The sequence below is a fragment of the Massilia sp. Root418 genome (genome assembly GCF_001425265.1).
In the GTDB taxonomy this organism is placed as follows: Bacteria; Pseudomonadota; Gammaproteobacteria; order Burkholderiales; family Burkholderiaceae_D; genus Rugamonas.
The window spans coordinates 125,088-144,822 of sequence record NZ_LMEC01000011.1 but is presented as its reverse complement, the minus strand read 5'-3'; the positions used below and the strand labels follow the sequence as shown (position 1 = coordinate 144,822).

18 protein-coding genes and 2 tRNA genes are annotated in these 19,735 nt (G+C 67.4%); 16 read left to right on the top strand and 4 right to left on the bottom strand.

What is annotated here, in order from left to right; translation table 11 throughout:
* Window positions 1-5 precede the first annotated feature (5 nt).
* Entirely contained in the window at window positions 6-860 is an 855-nt protein-coding gene (locus ASC94_RS08235) for a CPBP family intramembrane glutamic endopeptidase (protein WP_056393179.1), read from the top strand.
* A gap of 60 nt (window positions 861-920) precedes the next feature.
* Here ASC94_RS08235 and queG read toward each other — a convergent pair whose 3' ends face one another.
* Entirely contained in the window at window positions 921-2,021 is a 1,101-nt protein-coding gene (gene queG, locus ASC94_RS08230; protein WP_056393176.1) for a tRNA epoxyqueuosine(34) reductase QueG, read from the bottom strand.
* A 50-nt stretch (window positions 2,022-2,071) separates the two neighbouring features.
* On the opposite strand from queG, the gene tsaE reads away from it, so the two are divergent.
* The 3 genes from tsaE to ASC94_RS08215 are packed head-to-tail and all read left to right on the top strand — an operon-like array spanning window position 2,072 to window position 4,836.
* Window positions 2,072-2,557, top strand: coding sequence for a tRNA (adenosine(37)-N6)-threonylcarbamoyltransferase complex ATPase subunit type 1 TsaE (tsaE, locus tag ASC94_RS08225; RefSeq protein ID WP_056393173.1), 486 nt, complete (start codon window positions 2,072-2,074; stop codon window positions 2,555-2,557).
* Complete coding sequence (locus ASC94_RS08220; RefSeq protein ID WP_056393170.1) at window positions 2,521-4,029, top strand: N-acetylmuramoyl-L-alanine amidase; 1,509 nt, start codon at window positions 2,521-2,523, stop codon at window positions 4,027-4,029. Before tsaE ends, ASC94_RS08220 begins: the two co-directional genes overlap by 37 nt.
* Window positions 4,030-4,041: 12 nt before the next feature.
* Entirely contained in the window at window positions 4,042-4,836 is a 795-nt protein-coding gene (locus ASC94_RS08215) for a D-hexose-6-phosphate mutarotase (RefSeq protein ID WP_056393168.1), read from the top strand.
* 62 nt (window positions 4,837-4,898) lie between these two features.
* Here ASC94_RS08215 and ASC94_RS08210 read toward each other — a convergent pair whose 3' ends face one another.
* Entirely contained in the window at window positions 4,899-5,963 is a 1,065-nt protein-coding gene (locus ASC94_RS08210; RefSeq protein WP_056393164.1) for a carbonic anhydrase, read from the bottom strand.
* Between the two features lie 120 nt (window positions 5,964-6,083).
* Window positions 6,084-6,728: a VTT domain-containing protein gene (locus ASC94_RS08205; protein ID WP_056393157.1), complete on the bottom strand. Its 645-nt coding sequence runs from the start codon at window positions 6,726-6,728 to the stop codon at window positions 6,084-6,086.
* Between the two features lie 143 nt (window positions 6,729-6,871).
* Here ASC94_RS08205 and ASC94_RS08200 point away from each other — a divergent pair, with 143 nt between their 5' ends.
* From ASC94_RS08200 to ASC94_RS08155, 10 genes are all read left to right on the top strand, one after another.
* Window positions 6,872-7,798, top strand: coding sequence for a peptidylprolyl isomerase (locus ASC94_RS08200; protein WP_056393154.1), 927 nt, complete (start codon window positions 6,872-6,874; stop codon window positions 7,796-7,798).
* An 86-nt stretch (window positions 7,799-7,884) separates the two neighbouring features.
* Entirely contained in the window at window positions 7,885-9,882 is a 1,998-nt protein-coding gene (gene mutL / locus ASC94_RS08195) for a DNA mismatch repair endonuclease MutL (RefSeq protein WP_056394937.1), read from the top strand.
* Window positions 9,883-9,897: 15 nt separating this feature from the next.
* Entirely contained in the window at window positions 9,898-10,863 is a 966-nt protein-coding gene (miaA, locus tag ASC94_RS08190) for a tRNA (adenosine(37)-N6)-dimethylallyltransferase MiaA (protein ID WP_082616351.1), read from the top strand.
* An 87-nt stretch (window positions 10,864-10,950) separates the two neighbouring features.
* A tRNA-Met gene (locus tag ASC94_RS08185) sits at window positions 10,951-11,027 on the top strand.
* A gap of 7 nt (window positions 11,028-11,034) precedes the next feature.
* Window positions 11,035-11,111, top strand: a tRNA-Met gene (locus ASC94_RS08180).
* Between the two features lie 141 nt (window positions 11,112-11,252).
* The gene (locus ASC94_RS08175; RefSeq protein ID WP_056393151.1) at window positions 11,253-12,449 is read left to right on the top strand and encodes an efflux RND transporter periplasmic adaptor subunit; all 1,197 of its coding nucleotides are present in this window, start codon (window positions 11,253-11,255) and stop codon (window positions 12,447-12,449) included.
* Between the two features lie 2 nt (window positions 12,450-12,451).
* On the top strand, window positions 12,452-15,628 hold the full coding sequence (locus tag ASC94_RS08170) for an efflux RND transporter permease subunit (protein ID WP_056393148.1): 3,177 nt from the start codon (window positions 12,452-12,454) through the stop codon (window positions 15,626-15,628).
* 1 nt (window position 15,629) lies between these two features.
* A complete protein-coding gene (locus ASC94_RS08165; RefSeq protein ID WP_056393145.1) occupies window positions 15,630-17,204 on the top strand; it encodes a TolC family protein in 1,575 nt (524 codons plus the stop codon).
* Between the two features lie 163 nt (window positions 17,205-17,367).
* Complete coding sequence (locus ASC94_RS08160) at window positions 17,368-17,799, top strand: Rrf2 family transcriptional regulator (protein ID WP_056393143.1); 432 nt, start codon at window positions 17,368-17,370, stop codon at window positions 17,797-17,799.
* Window positions 17,796-18,236: a MarR family winged helix-turn-helix transcriptional regulator gene (locus tag ASC94_RS08155; protein ID WP_056393134.1), complete on the top strand. Its 441-nt coding sequence runs from the start codon at window positions 17,796-17,798 to the stop codon at window positions 18,234-18,236. Before ASC94_RS08160 ends, ASC94_RS08155 begins: the two co-directional genes overlap by 4 nt.
* On the opposite strand, the gene cynS is transcribed toward ASC94_RS08155, so the two are convergent.
* Entirely contained in the window at window positions 18,221-18,691 is a 471-nt protein-coding gene (cynS, locus tag ASC94_RS08150; protein WP_056393131.1) for a cyanase, read from the bottom strand. The two genes, ASC94_RS08155 and cynS, sit on opposite strands and share 16 nt — an antisense overlap.
* Before the next feature lie 142 nt (window positions 18,692-18,833).
* On the opposite strand from cynS, the gene ASC94_RS08145 reads away from it, so the two are divergent.
* Window positions 18,834-19,091 (top strand): hypothetical protein, encoded by a 258-nt coding sequence (locus ASC94_RS08145; protein ID WP_056393129.1) that lies wholly within the window; start codon window positions 18,834-18,836, stop codon window positions 19,089-19,091.
* A gap of 4 nt (window positions 19,092-19,095) precedes the next feature.
* A complete protein-coding gene (locus tag ASC94_RS08140) occupies window positions 19,096-19,683 on the top strand; it encodes an HD family hydrolase (protein ID WP_056393126.1) in 588 nt (195 codons plus the stop codon).
* Window positions 19,684-19,735 lie beyond the last annotated feature (52 nt).

Genomic DNA, 19,735 nt, shown 5'->3' with positions numbered 1-19,735 from the left:
ACACCATGAACACCACGCAGCCCGCTGTTCCGCCCGGCCCCGCGCCCTCTCCGCCGTCGGGCAGCCTGGCCGCGCGCATCGCGCGCTGGCCGCTGACCCGCATCCTGCTGGCCACGCTGGCCATGGTGCTGCCGGTGGCGGCGGTGCTGGTGTTCGCCAACCTGGCGCTGGAAAAATCCCAGCGCGTGGCGTGGCCGCAATTGCTGGCCGCCGCGCTGTGCGTGCTGGGCTACCGCTTCTACGTGGCGAAGATGGAAAAGCGCGTTCCGGACGAACTGGCCATGGCCGGCGCCGCGCGCGAAACCGCCACCGGCCTGGCCTGGGGCGCGGCGCTGTCGCTGGCGGTGATAGGCGCGCTGGCGGCGGCCGGCGCGTTCCAGGTGGTGGGCTCCAACAACTGGACCGCCATCTTCAAGCCCATGCCCGAACTGGTGCTGGTGGCCGTGTTCGAGGAACTGCTGTTCCGCGCGGTCCTGCTACGCATCCTGCAGGCGGCGCTCGGCACGCGCTGGGCGCTGGCGGTTTCCGCGCTGGTGTTTGCGCTGGCGCACTTTCCGAACGACGGCGTGAATGCCCTCGGCCTGGTGATCACCGTGGCCGCCGGCGTGATGTTCGGGATGGCCTACCTGAAGACCGGCCGCCTGTGGCTGGCCGCCGGCTTGCATTTCGCCTGGAACTTCATCACCGGCACGGTGTTTTCGCTGCCCGTGTCCGGCGGCGCGGCCAAAGGCTGGATCATCGGACGCCTGAGCGGTCCCGAATGGCTCAGCGGCGGCAACTACGGCCTGGAAGCCTCCGCCGTCACGCTGCTGGCCGTCATCGCCGTGACGGCAGCCTTGCGTATCCGTAGGGCGGGTTAGACGGCGCATGCCGGCGTAACCCGCCAGCGCCGCCGCGACGCCGGCGGGTTACGCGTCCCGCTAACCCGCCCTACGGTGCCGCGCCAGCGCCCATTCCACGTGCTCGCGCACCAGTTCGGAGGGATGGCTGCGGCGCGATTCCAGCGCGGCGACAATGGCCGGGTCGCCCTGCGCGCCGGCGGCCGCCGCGTTGCCCAGGCCGACCGCGATATTGCGCAGCCAGCGCTCGTGGCCGATGCGGCGGATCGGACTGCCTTCCATCTTGCGGTTGAACTCGTCCTCGCTCCATGCGAACAGCTCCACCATGCCGGCGCTGCCCAGGCCGTGCCGCTCGTCGAAGTCCGGCAGCGTGGCGCGCTGCGCGAATTTGTTCCAGGGGCAGGCGGTCTGGCAGTCGTCGCAGCCGTAGACGCGGTTGCCGATCAAGGGACGCATATCCTCCGGTATCGCGCTTTTCAGCTCGATGGTGAGATAGGAGATGCAGCGCCGCGCGTCCAGCCGCCCGGGCCCGAGGATGGCTTGCGTGGGGCAGGCCGTGATGCAGGCGCTGCACTGGCCGCAGTGGGCGCCGGTGGGCTGGTCCACCGGCAGCGGCAGGTCGACCAGGATTTCGCCCATGAAGAACATGGAACCGGCGCTGCGGTTGATCAGCAAGGTGTGCTTGCCGCGCCAGCCCAGGCCCGACTTCTCCGCCAGCGGCAGCTCCATCACCGGCGCCGAATCGGTGAACACGCGATAGCCGAATTCGCCGATGGCGCCCTTGATGCGGTCGGCCAGCTGCTGCAGGCGCGCGCGCAGCACCTTGTGGTAGTCGCGCCCCCGCGCGTAGACGGAAATCACGGCGGCGGCAGGGTCGGCGATGCGCGCCGCCTCGCGTTCGCGCCAGTCCTCGTCCAGGGCCCCGGGCAGGTAGTTCATGCGCGCGGTGATCACGCGCACGGTACCGGGCACCAGCTCGTCCGGGCGCGCGCGCTTCATGCCGTGCGTGGCCATATAGTCCATCTCGCCGTGCATGCCGGCGTCCAGCCAGGCCTGCAGGCCCGCCTCCTGCGCCGACAGGTCGATGTCGGCCACCCGCACTTCGGCGAAGCCCAGCTCCGTGCCCCACGCCTTGATGGAATGGACAAGTTCGTCTAAATTAAGATGGGCGAGAGGCGGCACAAGTGAGATCGGCTTTACAATGCAACGGTTTACAACCACCATTTTATGCGATGCAGCACTTTAAATCCCACCTCCACGACGAAGCCGGCACCGCCGCCCTGGGCGCGGCCCTGTCGCGCGCGATCCTGCCGGGCATGGCGATCTATCTGCACGGCGACCTGGGCGCGGGAAAAACCGCGCTCACCCGCGCGCTGCTGCACGCCGCCGGCCACACCGGCAATGTGAAAAGCCCCACCTACACGCTGTCCGAACCGTACAGCGTGCAGCTGGCAGGCCGCGCCGTGAACGTGATCCACTTCGACCTGTACCGCATGAGCAGCCCGGAGGAATTCCTGGACGCCGGCTTCCGCGAAGACTTCAATGGCGACAACATCTGCATCGTCGAATGGCCGGAGAAAGCCGGCCCCGTGCTGCCGCCACCGGACCTGCATATATTCTTGGCTGTGGCTGGCGAAGGACGTGATGTAGAATTGCAAGCGTCCTCCGCTTTAGGTCTGTCATGCCTGCAACGCCTCAAATTCGCACCGAACATGTAAAGTCCCGCCATCGGCGCACGGTACTGAGGGCCGGCAGCGCGCTGCTGCTGTCCGTGATGGCGCCGCTGACGGCGCGCGCCGCGCAAATCCTCGCGGTGCGGGTCTGGCCCGCCGCCGACTATACCCGCGTGACGCTGGAGAACGATTCCAACCTGAAGGCCACCCACTTCGTCGTGAAGGACCCGGAGCGCCTGGTGGTGGACATTGAAGGCCTGGAGCTCAACCCCACGCTGAAAACGCTGGTGGCCAAGATCCAGTCCAACGACCCCTACATCCGCCAGGTGCGCGTGGGCCAGAACCGGCCCAACGTGGTGCGGCTGGTGTTCGACCTGAAGGAAGAAATCACGCCGCAGGTGTTCGCGCTGGCGCCCGCCGGCCAGTACAAGCACCGCCTGATCTTCGACCTGTATCCCGTGAAGGCGGTCGATCCGATCGCGGCCATGATAGAAAAAGGCGACTGGAGCGACGGCGCAGCCTTGCCACCCGGCGAAGCCATCGCCACTGCCCCCGCCGCACCTGGCACCCCAGCCGCCCCGGCCACGCCCGCCCCAGGCGTGCCCGGCTCGCCCGGCACCGGCGTGCAGGCCAGCCAGGCCACGCAGGCCGCGCAGGCCAGGGCCGAGGCGCGCGCCGAGATCAAGGCAGAAGCCAGGGCCGAAGCGGCCGCGCCGAAGACCGACATCGCCGCCGCGCCGGCCGAGGCCAAGCCAGAGCAAAAGGAGCCCCTGCCCCAAGCCAAACCGCTGCCCGGCCAGAAGGTGGCGCGCATGATCACCATCGCGCTCGATCCCGGCCACGGCGGCGAAGACCCCGGCGCCATCGGCTCCAGCGGTTCGCGCGAAAAGGACATCGTGCTGGCCATCGCCAAGCGCCTCAAGGGCAAGCTGGAACAGCACCCCAACATCCGCGTCATGCTGACCCGCGACGGCGACTACTTCGTGCCGCTCGGCACCCGCGTCGACAAGGCGCGCAAGGTGCAGGCCGACCTGTTCGTCTCGATCCACGCCGACGCCTTCGTGCAGCCTTCCGCGCGCGGCTCGTCGGTGTTCGTGCTGTCGGAAAAAGGCGCCAGCTCCAGTGCCGCGCGCTGGCTGGCCAACAAGGAGAACGACGCCGACAACATCGGCGGCGTGAACGTGCAAGGCCACGACAAGCAGCTCGCCAGCGTGCTGTTCGACCTGTCCACCACGGCCCAGATCAACGACAGCCTGAAGCTGGGCAAGGCGGTGCTGAGCGAGATCGGCGGCATCAACCGCCTGCACAAAGGCTCGGTCGAACAGGCCGGCTTCGCGGTGCTCAAAGCGCCCGACATTCCGTCCATCCTGATCGAAACGGCCTTCATCTCCAACCCGGAAGAAGAAGCCAGGCTGAAAGACAACGACTACCAGGACAAGCTGGCCGACGCCGTCGTCAAAGGCATCCGCCAGTACTTCGCCAAGAATCCGCCGCTCGCCAAGAGCCGCATGACTTAACAAGGGAATTCCATGATCAGTAGCACCATGTTCGGCGACCTGCCGGCTATCCGCATTACCGCGCCGGACGGCGCCGAGGCCACCGTCACCCTGTACGGCGCGCACCTGGTGTCATGGAAAACCCCGGACGGCAAGGAGCGCCTGTTCGTGAGCACCTGCTCGCCGCTGGACGGCAGCGCGGCCATACGCGGCGGCGTGCCGGTGATCTTCCCGCAATTCTCCACGCGCGGCGACGGCCAGCGCCACGGCGTGGCGCGCCTGTCCCACTGGCGCCAGGGCGAACAGGGAAGCGACATGGGTGGCACCTACGCGGAATTTGAACTGAGCCAGGCCGACGTGCCCGCGCATCTGGCCGCAGCCTGGCCGCACGACTTTGCACTGCGCCTGCGCTTCACGCTGCAAGGCAACGCGCTGCAGATGCGCTTCAATGTGCGCAATACGGGCGCTGGGGACTTCGACTTCGCCAGCGCGCTGCATACTTACTATGCGGCGGGGGACTTCCTGAAAACCTCGCTGCACGGGCTGGAGCAAGGGCCGATTGAGTTTGGGCCGCCGCTGGATAATATCTATGCAGCAGGCGGGGAACTGGAATTGCGCACGGCGGACAGCACGCTGCAGCTGCAGCAGCAGGGCTTTACGGAATGGGTGGTGTGGAATCCGGGGGCGGAGAACGCGGCCAGGCTGACCGATATGGCGGATCAGGAGTGGCGCGAGTTCTTGTGTATTGAACCGGCGCGCGTGGACAAGAAGGAGCTCAAGGCTGGCGCGGAGTGGACCGGCGAGCATACGATTACGGTTGTGGGCTGATCGGACGCCGTAGCGGCGGGTTACGTGCTTCGCACTAACCCGCCCTACCCGCCCTGCCCGCCCTACATGGACTCTTTGATGATGCGGCCGGAGGCGGGCTGGATGGGGCGCGCGTTGAGGGGGTACAGGCGGCTGAACAGCGCCATCTGCGCCGGGGAGGCCTGCACCGGCTCCTTCATCACCAGCCACAGCACGTTCTCGGTGCAGGGCGGCTCGGTGATCGAGCCCATATACGTGAAGTAGTCGCGCCGCTGCGGCAGCAGGTCGTTCGGATCGAGCACGATGGAAGGCGAGGTCACGTCGCCCTTCTCCAGCGGCAGATTGTTCCACACTGTCTGGATGGCCGGCTGCTGCTTGCCGCGCTCCAGCAGCAGGGCCAGCACCGCCAGGCGGCCCTCGCCGTCCTTGTGCACCAGGTGCATCACCATCTCGTAGCCTTTGCCGTTGATGCGCTCCTCGGACGGCCGGTGGAAATGGAACTGCACCAGTTCATACATGCGGTTCCCCACCGACAGGAAGTTCCCCCCGCCCATGGTTACCTGCACGGTCTTGCCGTTGTCCTGCACGTTGAAGGCCGACGGACGGTAATCGAAAGTGATCTGCTCCAGGTCCACCTTCATGCCGTCGCGGATGTCGATCGGCGACTGGCGGTTGCCGGCGCCGCACTTGGCCCAGTCCGCGTTGATCTTGCTCCAGTTGGCCGGGCCGAACTCGCCTTCGTAGGCCCAATGCGTACCGTTGGCGCGCGGCGGCGGCATGGCGGCGATTTTCGCGGCCTTGGCGGTGGCTTCCTTCTTGGCCTTGGCGGCGGCTGCCGCGCGCGCGGCCTGGTTGGCGCGCATCTGCGCCAGGCGCTCGGCGATCTTGGCCGACAGTTCGGCCTCCGCCTGTTCCTCGCGTTCGCGTTCGCTCAGCTTGGGCGCGGCCGGGGCCTTGGCGCCCAGCTTCGCGGCCGCGCCGGTGGCACTGCCGGTCCCCAGGCCGATCGGCGAGGGATTGGACGGACGGATATTGCTGATATTGGCCTGCGCCGTCTTGGTCAGCGGCGGCGCATAGGGCGGAGGATCGGCGGCGCCCGCTGCCGCGATGGCGAGCCAGCTGGCGCTAAAGGCGATCAAGTTACGCATGGGAATCCAGGAATGAGAAATGCATACCTGGTTTAACGGTTGCACAGGGGGAAAACTTGAGCTGTGCAGGACGAAATCAGCCGCAGCCTTGCGCTGCGGCCGTTGCAAAACAAGGAGGGGTCAGCGGCCCAGCACGCGGCGGCCCAGCTTCCACGCGCCGCCCAGTGCCAGCGGCACCAGCGCCGCGCCCACGCCCACCATGACAATGGTGGACAGGTGGTCGCGCACGATAGGCATGTTGCCGAACAGATAACCGCCCACGGTCAGCGACACCACCCAGGCCACCGCGCCGGTGACGTTGTAGAGCTGGAAGCGGCTGAAGGTCATGTCCGACACGCCCGCCACGAAGGGCGCGAAGGTGCGCACCACGGGGATGAAGCGGGCCAGGATGATGGTCTTGCCGCCATGCCTCTCGAAGAAATCATGCGTGCGGTGCAAGGCCTCCTTGTTCAGCCAGCGGTAGTCATGCGTAAACACCCGTTGCCCGATGGCCTCACCTATCCAGTAATTGACGGTGTTGCCGCTGACGGCCGCCGTCACCAGCAGCAGGATCAGCACAGGCAGGTTCATCTGGCCGGTGGCGCACAGGGCGCCGGCAATGAACAGCAAGGTGTCGCCGGGGAAGAAAAACAGCACCACCAGGCCTGTTTCGCTAAAGATGATGAAAAACAGCACCGCGTAGATCCACAAGCCATATTGCGCGACCAGCGTGTCCAGGGCCTTGTCGACATGCACCAGCATGTCCAGTAATTGCATGAATTCCATAAAAATCCCAAAAGGTAGCGCCGGAATCATACACCACGCGGAGCGGTGCAAGATCGTAGTCACGGTTAAATTTTGCCCCATTTGCAGTATGGGGGCGCTTGCCGGTATTACAATTCTCGCACCCATAAAAAGGAGAAGAATTGATGCATACGTACAACGTAACGAAAAAGGCGCTGGCGATCCCGGCCCTGGCGCTGCTCTCCAGTCCCCTGTTCAGCCCACCGCTCCAGGCCGCCGAAGCCGTCAATCCGCCCAGGCCCACGGTGGCCGACATCGTCAAAGCGTCCAAGCCGGCCGAGTGGCGCGCGCTGGACCCGGAGCACACTTTGTACATGGACCTGCCCGCCGGCCGCGTGGTGATCGAACTGGCGCCCGCCTTCGCGCCGGCGCACGACGCCAACATCCGCACCCTGGTGCGCGAACACTATTTCGACGGCCTGGCCATGCTGCGCTCGCACGACAACTACGTGGCGCAATGGGGCGACCCGGACGAAAAGAACCCGCGTCCCTTCAAGAGCGCCAAGGCCAAGCTGACCGGGGAATTCACCGTACCGATGAGCAACGACAAGCACTTTACCCAGCTGCCCGACCGCGACGGCTACGCCGCCCAGGTGGGCCACTCCAACGGTTTCCCGTCCGCGCGCGACCCGAAAACCGGGCGCGCCTGGCTGGCGCACTGCTACGGCATGGTGGGCGTGGGCCGCGACGTGGACGCTGACAGCGGCAACGGCAGCTCGCTGTACGCGGTGACCGGCCACGCTCCGCGCCACCTGGACCGCAACATCACCGTGGTGGGGCGCGTGGTATCGGGCATGCCGCTGCTCTCCTCGCTGCCGCGCGGCACGGGCGCGCTCGGCTTCTACGAGCAGGCCGAGCAGCGCATGCCGATCAAATCGGTGCGCCTGGCGGCCGACGTGCCCGAAGCCGAGCGCGTCAAGCTCGAAGTGATGCGCACCGACTCGGCCAGCTTCAAGGCCGTGGCCGAAGCCCAGCGCAACCGGGGCGGCCCCTGGACCAAAGTCCCCGCCGGCCACGTCGAGCTATGCAACGTCACCATCCCCGTCCGCTGAACAAAAAATGGGGTCAGGGTTAATTAATCAGGCAACTAAACCAGGCAACTAATTTCCCGGGAGCCGCCGTGTTTTATAATCACGGCATGAACGCTCCCGCCCCACACCGTCCCATCCAGGCCCTGCCCGACCAGTTGATTTCCCAGATCGCCGCCGGCGAAGTGGTTGAGCGGCCCTCGGCAGTGGTCAAGGAATTACTGGAAAACGCGCTTGACGCGGGCTCCACCCAGATCACCGTGCGGCTGGAGGAAGGCGGCGTGAAACGCATCGCCATCACCGACAACGGCCGCGGCATCGCGCCCGAGCAGATGCCGCTCGCGCTGGCGCGCCACGCCACCTCCAAGATCGCCTCGCTGGACGACCTGGAAAACGTCAACACGCTGGGCTTCCGGGGCGAGGCGCTGGCCTCGATCGCCTCCGTGGCCGCCGTCACGCTCACCTCGCGCACGGCCGACGCGCCGCACGCCTGGGAAATCACCGGCTCGCACCTGGGCACGGTCACGCCCTCGTCCGGCGCGCACGGCACCACCATCGACGTACGCGACCTGTACTTCAACACGCCCGCGCGCCGCAAATTCCTGAAGTCCGAGCAGACCGAATTCGGCCACTGCGCCGACGTGGTGCGCCGCATTGCGCTGGCGCGGCCGGACGTGTCGTTCTCGCTGGCCCACAACGGCAAGACCGTGGACCACTGGATGGTGGGCGAAATGGCCAAGCGCAGCGCGCAGATCCTGGGCGAGAACTTCGCCACCGCGCGCCTGCCCATCGACGAAAGAGCCGGCCCGCTGCGCATCCACGGCTACGCCGGCCTGCCCACCGCCTCCAAGGCGCGCGCCGACGGCCAGTACTTCTACGTGAACGGCCGCTTCGTGCGCGACAAGGTACTGATGCACGCGGTGCGCGCGGCCTACGAGGACGTGCTGCACGGCGACCGCTTCCCGTCCTACGTGCTGGCCCTGGACCTGGACCCGGCGCTGGTGGACGTGAACGTGCACCCGTCCAAGATCGAAGTACGCTTCCGCGACAGCCGCGCGGTGCACCAGTTCGTGTTCCACGCGGTGCAGCGCGCGCTGGCGCAGACCTCGGCCACCTCGCACGGCAGCGTTCCCTCGCCCCTGCCCGCAGCCGACGGCCTGACCGCCAGCACGCCGTGGCGCCCGCAGGAGCAGACCTCCTTCGGCTCCATCCTCAATCCCGACTACCAGCCGACCTTCTCGGCCTCGCCGTTCGGCCAGCCGCAGCGCCAGTTCGGCGATGCAGGCAACCACGGCGGCGTGGCCCAGAGCACGGAGCGCTACGGCGCGCTGTTCAGCGGCGGCAGCGCATTCGGCGCGCGCGCGAATTTCGGCATCGGCGGCATGGACGGTGCCGACGGCGGCGGCGCCGATGGCGTCCCGGCCGGCACCGGCGCGGCGGGCGGCACCGGCAACTACGCCCTGCCCCAGGCTGCGCCCTACATCGCCTCCTCGGCCGCCATGGCCGCCGAAGAATTCCCGCTCGGCTTCGCGCTGGCGCAGCTGCACGGCATCTACATCATGGCGCAGAACAGCAAGGGCCTGGTGCTGGTGGACATGCACGCGGCGCACGAGCGCATCCTGTACGAGCAGCTGAAGAACGCGCTGGACGCGCAGGTGTCCGGCCAGGACATGCAAGTGCAGCAGCTGCTGATCCCCGTCACCTTCTATGCCGACGCGGTGGAAGTGGGCACGGTCCAGGAGCACCAGGAAACCCTGCAGCAGCTGGGCTTTGACATCGCGGCCCTGTCGCCCACCACCTTAGCGGTGCGCACCGTGCCGGCTTTGCTGAAGAACGCCGACGCCCAGACCCTGGCGCGCGACGTGCTGCGCGACGTGCGCGAATTCGGCGGCTCGCGCGTGCTCATCGAGCGCCGCAACGAGCTGCTCGGCACCCTGGCCTGCCACACCGCCGTGCGCGCCAACCGCATCCTGTCGGTGCAGGAGATGAACGCCCTGCTGCGCCAGATGGAAAGCACCGAGCGCGCCGACCAGTGCAACCACGGCCGCCCGACCTGGGTGCAAGTGGAAATCAACGCGCTGGACAAGCTGTTCCTGCGCGGCCAGTAAGCGAAAAAAAGCATCATGACCCAAGCAAGCAAAACGCCGGCCGCAAAGCCGCTGGCCGTGGCCATCATGGGCCCCACCGCCAGCGGCAAGACCGCCGCGGCGCTGGCCATCGCCCAGCAGATCCCGTGCGAGATCATCTCCGTCGATTCGGCGCTGGTGTACCGCGGCATGGACATCGGCACCGCCAAGCCCACGCGCGAAGAGCGCGCCGCCGCGCCGCACCACCTGATCGACATCATCGACCCGCTGGACGCCTACTCGGTGGCCCAGTTCCGCAACGACACCCTGCGCCTGGTGGACGAGATTGCCGCACGCGGCAAGCTGCCGCTGCTGGTGGGCGGCACCATGCTGTACTTCAAAGGCCTGGCCGACGGCCTGGACGACCTGCCCGGCGCCGACCCGGCGCTGCGCGCCGAACTGGAAGAGCAAGCCGCGCGAGACGGCTGGCCCACCATGCACGCCCGCCTGGCGCAGCAGGACCCGGCCACCGCCGCCCGCCTGGCGCCGAACGACGCCCAGCGCATCCAGCGCGCGCTGGAAATCATCGCGCTCAGCGGCAAACCCATGTCCGAACTGCTGGCCCTGCGCGAGAAGACCGAGCTGCCGTTCGCGCTGCTGTCCTTCGCGCTGGAGCCGTCCGACCGCGCCGTGCTGCACGAGCGCATCGCGCGCCGTTTCGACCTCATGCTGCGGGAAACCGAAGACGGCGACCTGATCAGCGAGGTGGAACAGCTGCGCCGCCGCGGCGACCTGCATCCCGGCCTGCCATCGATGCGCTGCGTGGGCTACCGCCAGGCGTGGGAATACCTGGACGGGACCATCGATTTCAAGACCATGCGCGAAACCGGCATCATCGCCACGCGCCAGCTGGCCAAGCGCCAGCTGACCTGGCTGCGCTCCATGCCGCAACGGGTGGTGATCGATTGCCTGGCGCCGGACACGGCCGGCACCATGCTGGCCGCGATCGATAAAGTTATGTAAGCGACATCAAAAACAGCTCAACAGCAAAATATTTCGGCAGTTTCCTTGACAGCCCCGCGCCCAAACCGCGATAATGCTGGCCGTTGCGGTGATATAGCTCAGTTGGTTAGAGCACAGCATTCATAATGCTGGGGTCGGTGGTTCAAGTCCACCTATCACCACCAACCTTTCGGTGATATAGCTCAGTTGGTTAGAGCACAGCATTCATAATGCTGGGGTCGGTGGTTCAAGTCCACCTATCACCACCAGGATTCATCAAGAAAGCCCTGCCCCGGAAACGGCGCAGGGCTTTTTTGTTGACTTCTTAAATGCGACGATTATAATCACATTCAATTGAAGTGTGCACATGCACACTTTCGAACCGTCGTTCCCAACTTGAAGGAAACCCCATGAACTTCCCACCCACTGCCGCCCTGCTGGCCGGCGCCGGACTGGCCGCCATCCTCAGCGGCTGCGGCGACGCCAACAGCAAACCGGCAGCCGCCACGCCCGATGGCGCCCCCATCACCGCCGCCGTGGTGCTGGAAAAGCATGTGACCGAGACGCAGGAATTCTCGGGCCGCCTGGAAGCCATCGAGCGCGTGCAGATCCGCTCGCGCGTGGCCGGCTACATCACTGCGGTGAACTTCCAGCCAGGCAGCAAGGTGAAAAAAGGCCAGGTGCTGTTCGTGATCGATACCCGCCCCTTCCAGGCCGAGGCCAACCGCGCCGACGCCGCCGCCCACGCGGCCAAGGCCAAGGCCGAGCTGGCGCGCCTGGAACTGGCGCGCGCCGAGAAGCTGCTGGCCGACAAAGCCATCGCCCAGCGCGAGTACGACGAACGCGCCTCCGGGCTGAAGGAGCTGGACGCGAACGCGCGCGCCGCGCTGGCCCAAGCGGAAAACGCCAGGCTCAATCTCGGCTACACCCAGGTGACCGCCCCCATCGACGGCCGCGTGAGCAAGGCCGAGATCACCGTGGGCAACCTGATCGATCCGTCCGCCGTGCTCACGTCCGTGGTGTCCGATGACCGGATCTACGCCAGCTTCGACGGCGACGAATCCACCTACCTGAGCGTGGGCGCACGGGCGCACGGCGGGCAAGCGGTGGCGGTGCGCATCGGCCTGGCCAGCGAAACCGGCTTCCCGCACGAGGGCAAGCTGGAATTCGTCGACAACCAGCTCGACACGCGCACCGGCGCCGTGCGCATGCGCGCCGTGTTCGCCAACAGCGACAACCTGCTGGTGCCCGGCCTGTTCGCCAGGGTGCAGCTGGAGACCAGTACCTCCGCCCAGGCGCGCGCCGCGACGGTGCTGATCAAGGAAGAAGCCATCGGCACGGACCAGAGCCGCAAGTTCGTCTACGTGGTGACGCCCGACAGCAAGGCCGAATACCGCCAGGTGATGCTGGGCCAGACCGTGGACGGCCTGCGCATCGTGCGCTCCGGCTTGAAGGCCGGGGAGAAGATCGTGGTCAACGGCTTGCAGCGCGTGCGCCCGGGCGCGCCACTGTCGCCGCAAGTGGTGGACATGGACGGCGGCCAGGCCGGCGCCAAGGTCGCCGCGCTGTCCGGCGGCGCCGCCTCGGCTGCGGGAAAGGGGAACTGACCATGAACTTCTCGCGCTTCTTCGTGGACAAGCCGATCTTCGCGGCCGTGCTGTCCATCGTCGTGTTCGTGGCGGGGCTGATCGCGATCTTCAGCCTGCCCATCTCCGAATACCCCAACGTGGTGCCGCCCTCCGTGGTGGTGACCGCCCAGTACCCCGGCGCCAACCCCAAGGTGATCGCCGAAACCGTGGCCGCGCCGCTGGAGGAGCAGATCAACGGCGTGGAGCACATGATCTACATGTCCTCGCAAAACACCTCGGACGGCGCGCTCAAGCTGACCGTCACCTTCAAGATCGGCACCAACATCCAGCAGGCGGAAACGGAAGTGCAGAACCGCGTGCAGCGCGCGCTGCCGCGCCTGCCGGAAGAGGTGCGCCAGATCGGCGTGACCACGGTGAAAACCTCGCCCAACCTGACCATGGTGGTGCACCTGGTCTCGCCCGACAAGAGCTACGACGAACTATACCTTCGCAACTACGCGGTGCTGAACGTGAAGGACCAGCTGGCGCGCATTCCCGGCATGGGCCAGGTGAACATCCTCGGCTCGGGCGACTACGCCATGCGCATCTGGCTCGACCCGCAGAAAGTCGCCGCGCGCAACATGACCGCCACCGACGTCACCAACGCCATCCGCGAGCAGAACGTGCAGGTGGCGGCCGGGGTGGTGGGCGCCTCGCCCAGCAGGGACAGCGAATTCCAGCTCACGCTCAACACCAAGGGGCGCCTGAAGACCGAAGAGGACTTCGGCAACATCATCGTGCGCACCAATGAAAACGGCGCGCTGACCCGCTTGCGCGACGTGGCCCGTATCGAGCTCGGTTCCGGCTCCTACGCCCTGCGCGCGCTGCTGGACAACAAGCCGGCCGTGGCGCTGGCCATCTTCGCTTCGCCCGGCGCCAACGACCTGCAGCTGTCGGCCGACGTGCGCGCCCGGATGGCGGAGCTGAGCAAGGACTTCCCGCAAGGCGTGGAGTACAGCGTCGCCTATGATCCCACCCAGTTCGTGCGCGAGTCCATCAAGGCCGTGATCCACACGCTGTTCGAAGCGATTGCGCTGGTGGTGCTGGTGGTGATCGTGTTCCTGCAGACCTGGCGCGCCTCCATCATTCCACTGCTGGCCGTGCCGGTATCGGTGGTGGGCACCTTTGCGGTGATGCTGGGCTTTGGTTTCTCCATCAACACGCTCACCCTGTTCGGGCTGGTGCTGGCCATCGGTATCGTGGTGGACGACGCCATTGTGGTGGTAGAGAACGTGGAGCGCAATATCGCCAATGGGCTTACGCCGCGCGCGGCCACGGTGCAGGCCATGAAGGAAGTGAGCGGGCCGATCATCGCCATCGCGCTGGTGCTGTGCGCGGTGTTCGTGCCGATCGCCTTCGTGCCCGGCCTGACGGGCCAGTTCTACCGCCAGTTTGCGCTCACCATCGCCATCTCCACGGTGATCTCGGCATTCAGCTCGCTGACCCTGGCCCCTGCCCTGTCGGCCGCTCTGCTGCGCCCGCACGATGCTCCCAAGGACGCGCTGACGCGCCTGATGGACAAGCTGTTCGGCCGCTTCTTCGGCTGGTTCAACGCCTTCTTCGGGCGCGCCTCGCATAGGTATGAAGGCGGCGTAAAGGGCGTGCTGGCGCGCAAATCGGCCTCGGTGGGCTTCTACCTGGTGCTGGTGGCCCTGGCCGCCGTGATGTTCAAGGTGGTGCCGGCCGGCTTTGTGCCGTCGCAGGACAAGGGCTACCTGGTGGGCTTTGCGCAGCTGCCGGACGCCGCCTCGCTGAACCGCACCGAAGCCGTGATCCGCCGCACCGCCGACATCGCGCTGGGCGTGCCGGGCGCGCGCAATACCGTGGCCTTCCCCGGCCTGTCGGTGAACGACCTGACCAACGCGCCCAACTCCGGCATCGTGTTCGTGGGCGAGCTGGCGCCGGAGACGCGCAACACGAAGGAAACCAGCGGTCCCGGCATCGCAGCGGAGATCAACAAGCGCGCCGGCGTCATCCAGGACGCGTTCGTGCGGGTGTTCCCGCCGCCGCCCGTCAACGGCCTGGGCACCATCGGCGGCTTCAAGATGATGGTGGAAGACCGCGGCAACCTTGGCTACGACGCGCTGTACGAGGCCACGCAGAAACTGGTGGACAAGGCGCGCGCCGCGCCGGAGCTGACGGGCGTGTTTTCCGGCTACCAGATCAATGTGCCGCAGCTGTACGCGGACATCGACCGCGACAAGGCCAAGCAGCTGGGCGTGCCGCTGGCCACCATCTATCAAACGCTGCAGATCAATCTCGGTTCGCTGTACGTGAACGACTTCAACCAGTTCGGCCGCACTTACCAGGTGCGCGTGCAGGCGGACGCGCAATTCCGCTCGCGGGTGGAAGACGTGGCGCAGCTGAAGGTGCGCAGCGACAAGGGCGAGATGATTCCGCTGTCCTCGCTGATGCGCATCACCGACAGCTACGGGCCGGACCGCGTGCAGCGCTTCAACGCCTATGCCGCCGCCGACGTGAACGCCGGCCCGGCACCGGGCTATTCGTCCGGCCAGGCGCAGGCCGCGCTGGAACGCATCGCGCAGGAGACGCTGCCCAAGGGCGTGGCGTACGAATGGACCGAGCTCACTTACCAGAACATCCTGGCCGGGAATACCCTGGTGTACGTATTCCCGCTGTGCGTGCTGCTGGTGTTCCTGGTGCTGGCTGCGCAGTACGAAAGCTGGACGCTGCCGCTGGCGGTGATCCTGATCGTGCCGATGTCCATCATGAGCGCGCTGATTGGGGTGAAGCTCACCGGCGGCGACAACAACATCTTCACGCAGATTGCCCTGTTCGTGCTGGTGGGGCTGGCGTCCAAGAACGCCATCCTGATCGTGGAGTTCGCGCGCGAGCTGGAGCACCACGGCCGCACGGTGCTGCAGGCGGCGCTGGAAGCGTGCCGGTTGCGGCTGCGTCCCATCCTGATGACGTCCATCGCCTTCATCATGGGCGTGCTGCCGCTGGTGTTCTCGCACGGCGCGGGCGCGGAGATGCGTCACGCGATGGGCGTGGCCGTGTTCGCGGGCATGCTGGGCGTGACCTTCTTCGGCCTGTTCCTCACGCCGCTGTTCTATGTGCTGCTGCGCACCCTGGCCAAGCGGCTGGAGAGCAAGCGCGCCGCCGCACCGTCCGCACCCGCCCTGGAAGGAAAATGATATGAGCAGCATGATTTCAACGCGGGCCGCACCACCGCTGGCGGCGCTGCTGGCAGCGCTGCTGCTGACGGCGTGCGCGGCACCGGCATTCAAGCAGCCGGCAATCGCCGTGCCGGCGGCGTTCAAGGAGGCAGCGGCCCCGGTGCAGACCGCCGCCGATGGCACGCAGTGGCGGCCAGCCCGCGCCGCCGAACAGCAACCGCGCGGCCAATGGTGGCTGGCCTTCAACGATCCGGCGCTGACGGCGCTGATTGAAGAGGCCACGCGCAACAACGCCAGCCTGGCAGGCGCCACGGCGCGCGTGAAGCAGGCGCGCGCCATTGCCGGCATCGCCGAGGCGGACCGCGTGCCGCAGGTGGGCGTGAACGCGGGTGCGCAGCGCGCGCTGTCTTCGCCCACCCAGGCCGGCCTGCCGCCGGGCACGCCGATGTCGCCGCACACCAGCTACACGGCCAGGCTGACCGCCAGCTACGAAGTGGACCTGTTCGGGCGCGTGTCGTCCGGCGTGGCGGCGGCGCGCAACGATGCGGCGACAGCGGAAGCGGCCTACCGCTCGGTGTTGCTGGCCCTGCAGGCTGACGTGGCGCAGGCCTACTTCCGCCTGCGCGCCACCGACGCCGAACTGGCCACCCTGGCGCGCACGGTGCAGACGCGCGAGGAGAACGTGCAGGTCAACCAGCGCCGCTTCGACCTGGGCGACATCGGCGAATTCGATTTGGCGCGCGCCAGGACCGAGCTGTCGTCGACCCGCGCGGACGCTATCGGCCTGCAGCGCCAGCGGGCCACGACGGAGCATGCGCTGGCGGTCCTGCTAGGCAGGCCGGCGGCCGATTTCACGGCCAGGGTCGCGGCCACGGGCGCAGCCGGGGTCGCAGCCGGCGTCGCGGCCGGGGGCGCGGCCAGGGGCTCAGCCGGGGTCGCGGCCAAGTCCGCGGCCGGCGTCGCGGCCGGGGCCGGCCCGCTGCCGCAGGCGGCCATGCCGGTAATTCCGCCAGGGCTGCCGTCCGCGCTGCTGGAGCGGCGGCCGGATATCGCCGCCGCCCAGCGCGCCATGGAAGCGTCCAATGCGCGCATCGGCGTGGCGCGCGCGGCCATGTTCCCGGCGCTGGACATCAGCGCCTCCGGCGGCGGCGTGGCCGGGTCGTTTCCGGACGTGTTCAAGATGAGCAGCCGCTCCTGGCTGCTGGGCGCCCTGCTGTCCGCGCCGCTGATCGACGGCGGCCGTAACCAGGCCAGCCTGGCGCGCAGCGAAGCGGTGCTGGACGAGTCGGTGGCGGCGTACCGGCAAAGCGTGCTGGCGGCGTTCGCCGAGGTGGAGGACAACCTGGCGGGGCTGCGCATCCTGGCCGGACAGGCAGAGCAGGTCGAGGACGCGCTGAAGTCGGCGCGCCGCTCGGCCGCGCTGGCGCAGGCGCTGTATGAGGCGGGGCGTTCCAGCTACCTGGAACTGCTGGACGCGCAGCGCAACCTGGCCGGCGTGGAGCGCACCGCAGTGCAGCTGCGCGGCAGCCGCGCCATTACCACGGTGGCGCTGATCCGGGCGCTGGGCGGCGGCTGGGGAGTCGGGCCGGGGTGACGGGCCGGCACGGCGGGTTACGCGCCTGCGGCGCTAACCCGCCCTACGCATGTATCTTGCGGCCTGGTAGGGCGGGTTAGCGCGCAAGGCGCGCGTAACCCGCCACGCTCCGCCGCCCCGCATACGGTACACTTGCCGCTGAAGCCAGGCTGAAAGCTCTACCATGTCACAAAAGAACGTACAATTTACCGTCGCTGCCCACGTCGCCGCCGTGCTGGGCTACCACTACGGCGAGGACGTCACCTCCGCCAAGCTGGCCGGCAGCGTCAATGCCGAGCCGACCTTCGTGCGGCGCTCGATCGCCAAGCTGGTCAAGGCCGGCATCGTCAGCGCCACGCGCGGCAAGAACGGCGCCTGCACGCTCGCACGCGCGCCAGAGGACATCTCGCTGCTCGACATCTACCGCGCCAGCGAAGCGCCCGCCGCCTTCGCCATCCACAGCTACGACGTGCAGCCGGTGTGTCCCATCAGCGACCATATCAAGGACAGCATGGGCGTGGTCCTGGACGACGCGCAGGCCGGCTTCGAGGCGCGCCTGGCCGCGCGTTCGCTGGCCGAGCTGGTGGCCGACATCCAGCAACGGGATCAGGCATGACCAGCAAACAGGCCGACCTCAATGTCCCGCTCTGCAATTGCCTGGCGCTGCGCCAGGCGGCGCGCCACGTCACCGCGCTGTACGACCGCCACCTGGCGCCGTGCGGCCTGGCCACGTCGCAATACAGCCTCCTGGCGGTGATCCGCGCCCACCCCGGCATCGGCATGCAGCAGCTGTCCGAGCGCATGGTGATGGACAGGACCAGCCTGGTGCGCGCCATCAAACCCCTCGCGCGCGACGGCTTCGTGCAGCAAGCGCCGGACCCGGAGAACAGCCGCAAGCTGGTGTTCTCGCTCACCTCCGCAGGCCAGGCCAAATACGCGGAAGCCCATGCCTGCTGGACGCAGGCGCAGGCCGAGTACGAAGCAGGCGTGGGCGCCGAGCGCGCTGCCGCCATGCGCGCAGAACTGCGCGCGCTGACTCAGAACGGTTTGTAAGGCAGGAATTTCCCGTCCAGCGTGATGACCGCGCGCGAGCCGCCTTCCGGATCGTCCACCTTCTGGATATCGAGCTTGAAATTGATGGCGCTGATGATGCCGTCGCCGAACTGCTCGTGCACCAGGGCCTTCAGCGTGGTACCGTACACCTGCACCATTTCGTAGAAGCGGTAGATAGTGGGATCGGCCGGCACGCCGCCGGGTATGCTGCCGCGCAGCGGAATGGTCTGCAGTAGTGCGGCCTCCTCGGCACCCAGGCCGAGCCGCTCGGCCACGGCGAAGGCGGCCTGCTTCGGCAGCGCGTGCTGCCCCAGCAGGGCTGCGGTCACGTAGGGCACGCTCAGGCCGGTGCCTTCGGCCAGCTGCGCCCAGGTCAGGTCCTTCAATGCCTTGGCGGTGACTATCCGGGCGCTCAGCGCCATGTGCGCGTCCTGCGTGTGGGTCGACTGCAGCATGGTGATTCCTTTCGAGGGTGAGGGATCGGTCACTCGCAAGATGCAACTACCGTGCCACGTTTTTTGCACCAATTTGCGCCAGCGCAGAACGGCGCCCGCATGGCCGCGCCATCATCGGATCTCCATCCACACAGGAGCCGCCATGAACCCGGACAAGCTGATGATTCCCCTTGCGCAGGTGCTGAGCCAGCACCGCGAGCAGATCCTGCCCATGCTGGGCGGGCAGGCCGGCGGCAATGCGCGTGCGCTGCTGGGCAACGACGCCGCCATGCGCACGCTGGCCACCTACTCCTACGCCCTGCTCCCCGGATTGGTGCGCCTGGCGGTGAAAGAGCCCGTCTTCCTCGACTTCGTGATGAACAACCGGGACAAGATACTGGAGCGGCTGCTGGTACAGTAGCGGGATGGACAAATCCGAACTGACCGGCTGCATCGCCTTCCTGCAGGAGGCCGAGCGGCTCAAAAACGTGCTGCGCACCGCGCACACTTCCGAAGGCCGGCGCGAGAGCACGGCGGAACACAGCTGGCGCCTGGCGCTGTTCGCCATGCTGCTGGAGGACGAGCTGCCAGGACTGGACTTTGCGCGCATACTCAAGATGTGCGTGATCCACGACCTGGGCGAGGCGATCCACGGCGACATCCCGGCCATCCACCAGACGCCGGGCATGCCGGACAAGTCGGCGCGCGAGAGGGAGGATCTGCAGACCTTGGCTTCGCCGCTGCCGGAACGGCTGCGCGCGCAACTGCTGTCGCTGTGGGACGAGTATGACGGCGCCGCCTCGCCCGAGGCGCGCATCGTGAAGGGGCTGGACAAGCTGGAGACCATGATCCAGCACAACCAGGGCATGAACCCGGCCGATTTCGACTACGCCTTCAACCTGGGATATGGGACGCAGCATACGGCGCGCCATCCGCTGCTGGCGGCGCTGCGGGAGATGGTGGATGAGGTGACGCGGGAGCGCGCGCACGGCGGGTTACGCGCTCCGCGCTAACCCGCCCTACGGACAGACTTGATCGTAAGCCGCCAACCCAGGCGCAAAACTT

Bases quoted from the DNA above. Each gene is read 5' to 3' on its own strand.
- ASC94_RS08210 (WP_056393164.1), bottom strand. From the start codon at position 5,963: ATGCGTAACTTGATCGCCTTTAGCGCCAGCTGGCTCGCCATCGCGGCA.
- ASC94_RS08170 (WP_056393148.1), top strand. From the start codon at position 12,452: ATGAACTTCTCGCGCTTCTTCGTGGACAAGCCGATCTTCGCGGCCGTG.
- ASC94_RS08215 (WP_056393168.1), top strand. From the start codon at position 4,042: ATGATCAGTAGCACCATGTTCGGCGACCTGCCGGCTATCCGCATTACC.
- ASC94_RS08205 (WP_056393157.1), bottom strand. From the start codon at position 6,728: ATGGAATTCATGCAATTACTGGACATGCTGGTGCATGTCGACAAGGCC.
- ASC94_RS08200 (WP_056393154.1), top strand. From the start codon at position 6,872: ATGCATACGTACAACGTAACGAAAAAGGCGCTGGCGATCCCGGCCCTG.
- cynS (WP_056393131.1), bottom strand. From the start codon at position 18,691: ATGCTGCAGTCGACCCACACGCAGGACGCGCACATGGCGCTGAGCGCC.
- ASC94_RS08155 (WP_056393134.1), top strand. From the start codon at position 17,796: ATGACCAGCAAACAGGCCGACCTCAATGTCCCGCTCTGCAATTGCCTG.
- ASC94_RS08220 (WP_056393170.1), top strand. From the start codon at position 2,521: ATGCCTGCAACGCCTCAAATTCGCACCGAACATGTAAAGTCCCGCCAT.
- ASC94_RS08160 (WP_056393143.1), top strand. From the start codon at position 17,368: ATGTCACAAAAGAACGTACAATTTACCGTCGCTGCCCACGTCGCCGCC.
- ASC94_RS08140 (WP_056393126.1), top strand. From the start codon at position 19,096: ATGGACAAATCCGAACTGACCGGCTGCATCGCCTTCCTGCAGGAGGCC.
- ASC94_RS08235 (WP_056393179.1), top strand. From the start codon at position 6: ATGAACACCACGCAGCCCGCTGTTCCGCCCGGCCCCGCGCCCTCTCCG.
- miaA (WP_082616351.1), top strand. From the start codon at position 9,898: ATGACCCAAGCAAGCAAAACGCCGGCCGCAAAGCCGCTGGCCGTGGCC.
- mutL (WP_056394937.1), top strand. From the start codon at position 7,885: ATGAACGCTCCCGCCCCACACCGTCCCATCCAGGCCCTGCCCGACCAG.
- ASC94_RS08145 (WP_056393129.1), top strand. From the start codon at position 18,834: ATGAACCCGGACAAGCTGATGATTCCCCTTGCGCAGGTGCTGAGCCAG.
- tsaE (WP_056393173.1), top strand. From the start codon at position 2,072: ATGCAGCACTTTAAATCCCACCTCCACGACGAAGCCGGCACCGCCGCC.
- ASC94_RS08175 (WP_056393151.1), top strand. From the start codon at position 11,253: ATGAACTTCCCACCCACTGCCGCCCTGCTGGCCGGCGCCGGACTGGCC.
- ASC94_RS08165 (WP_056393145.1), top strand. From the start codon at position 15,630: ATGAGCAGCATGATTTCAACGCGGGCCGCACCACCGCTGGCGGCGCTG.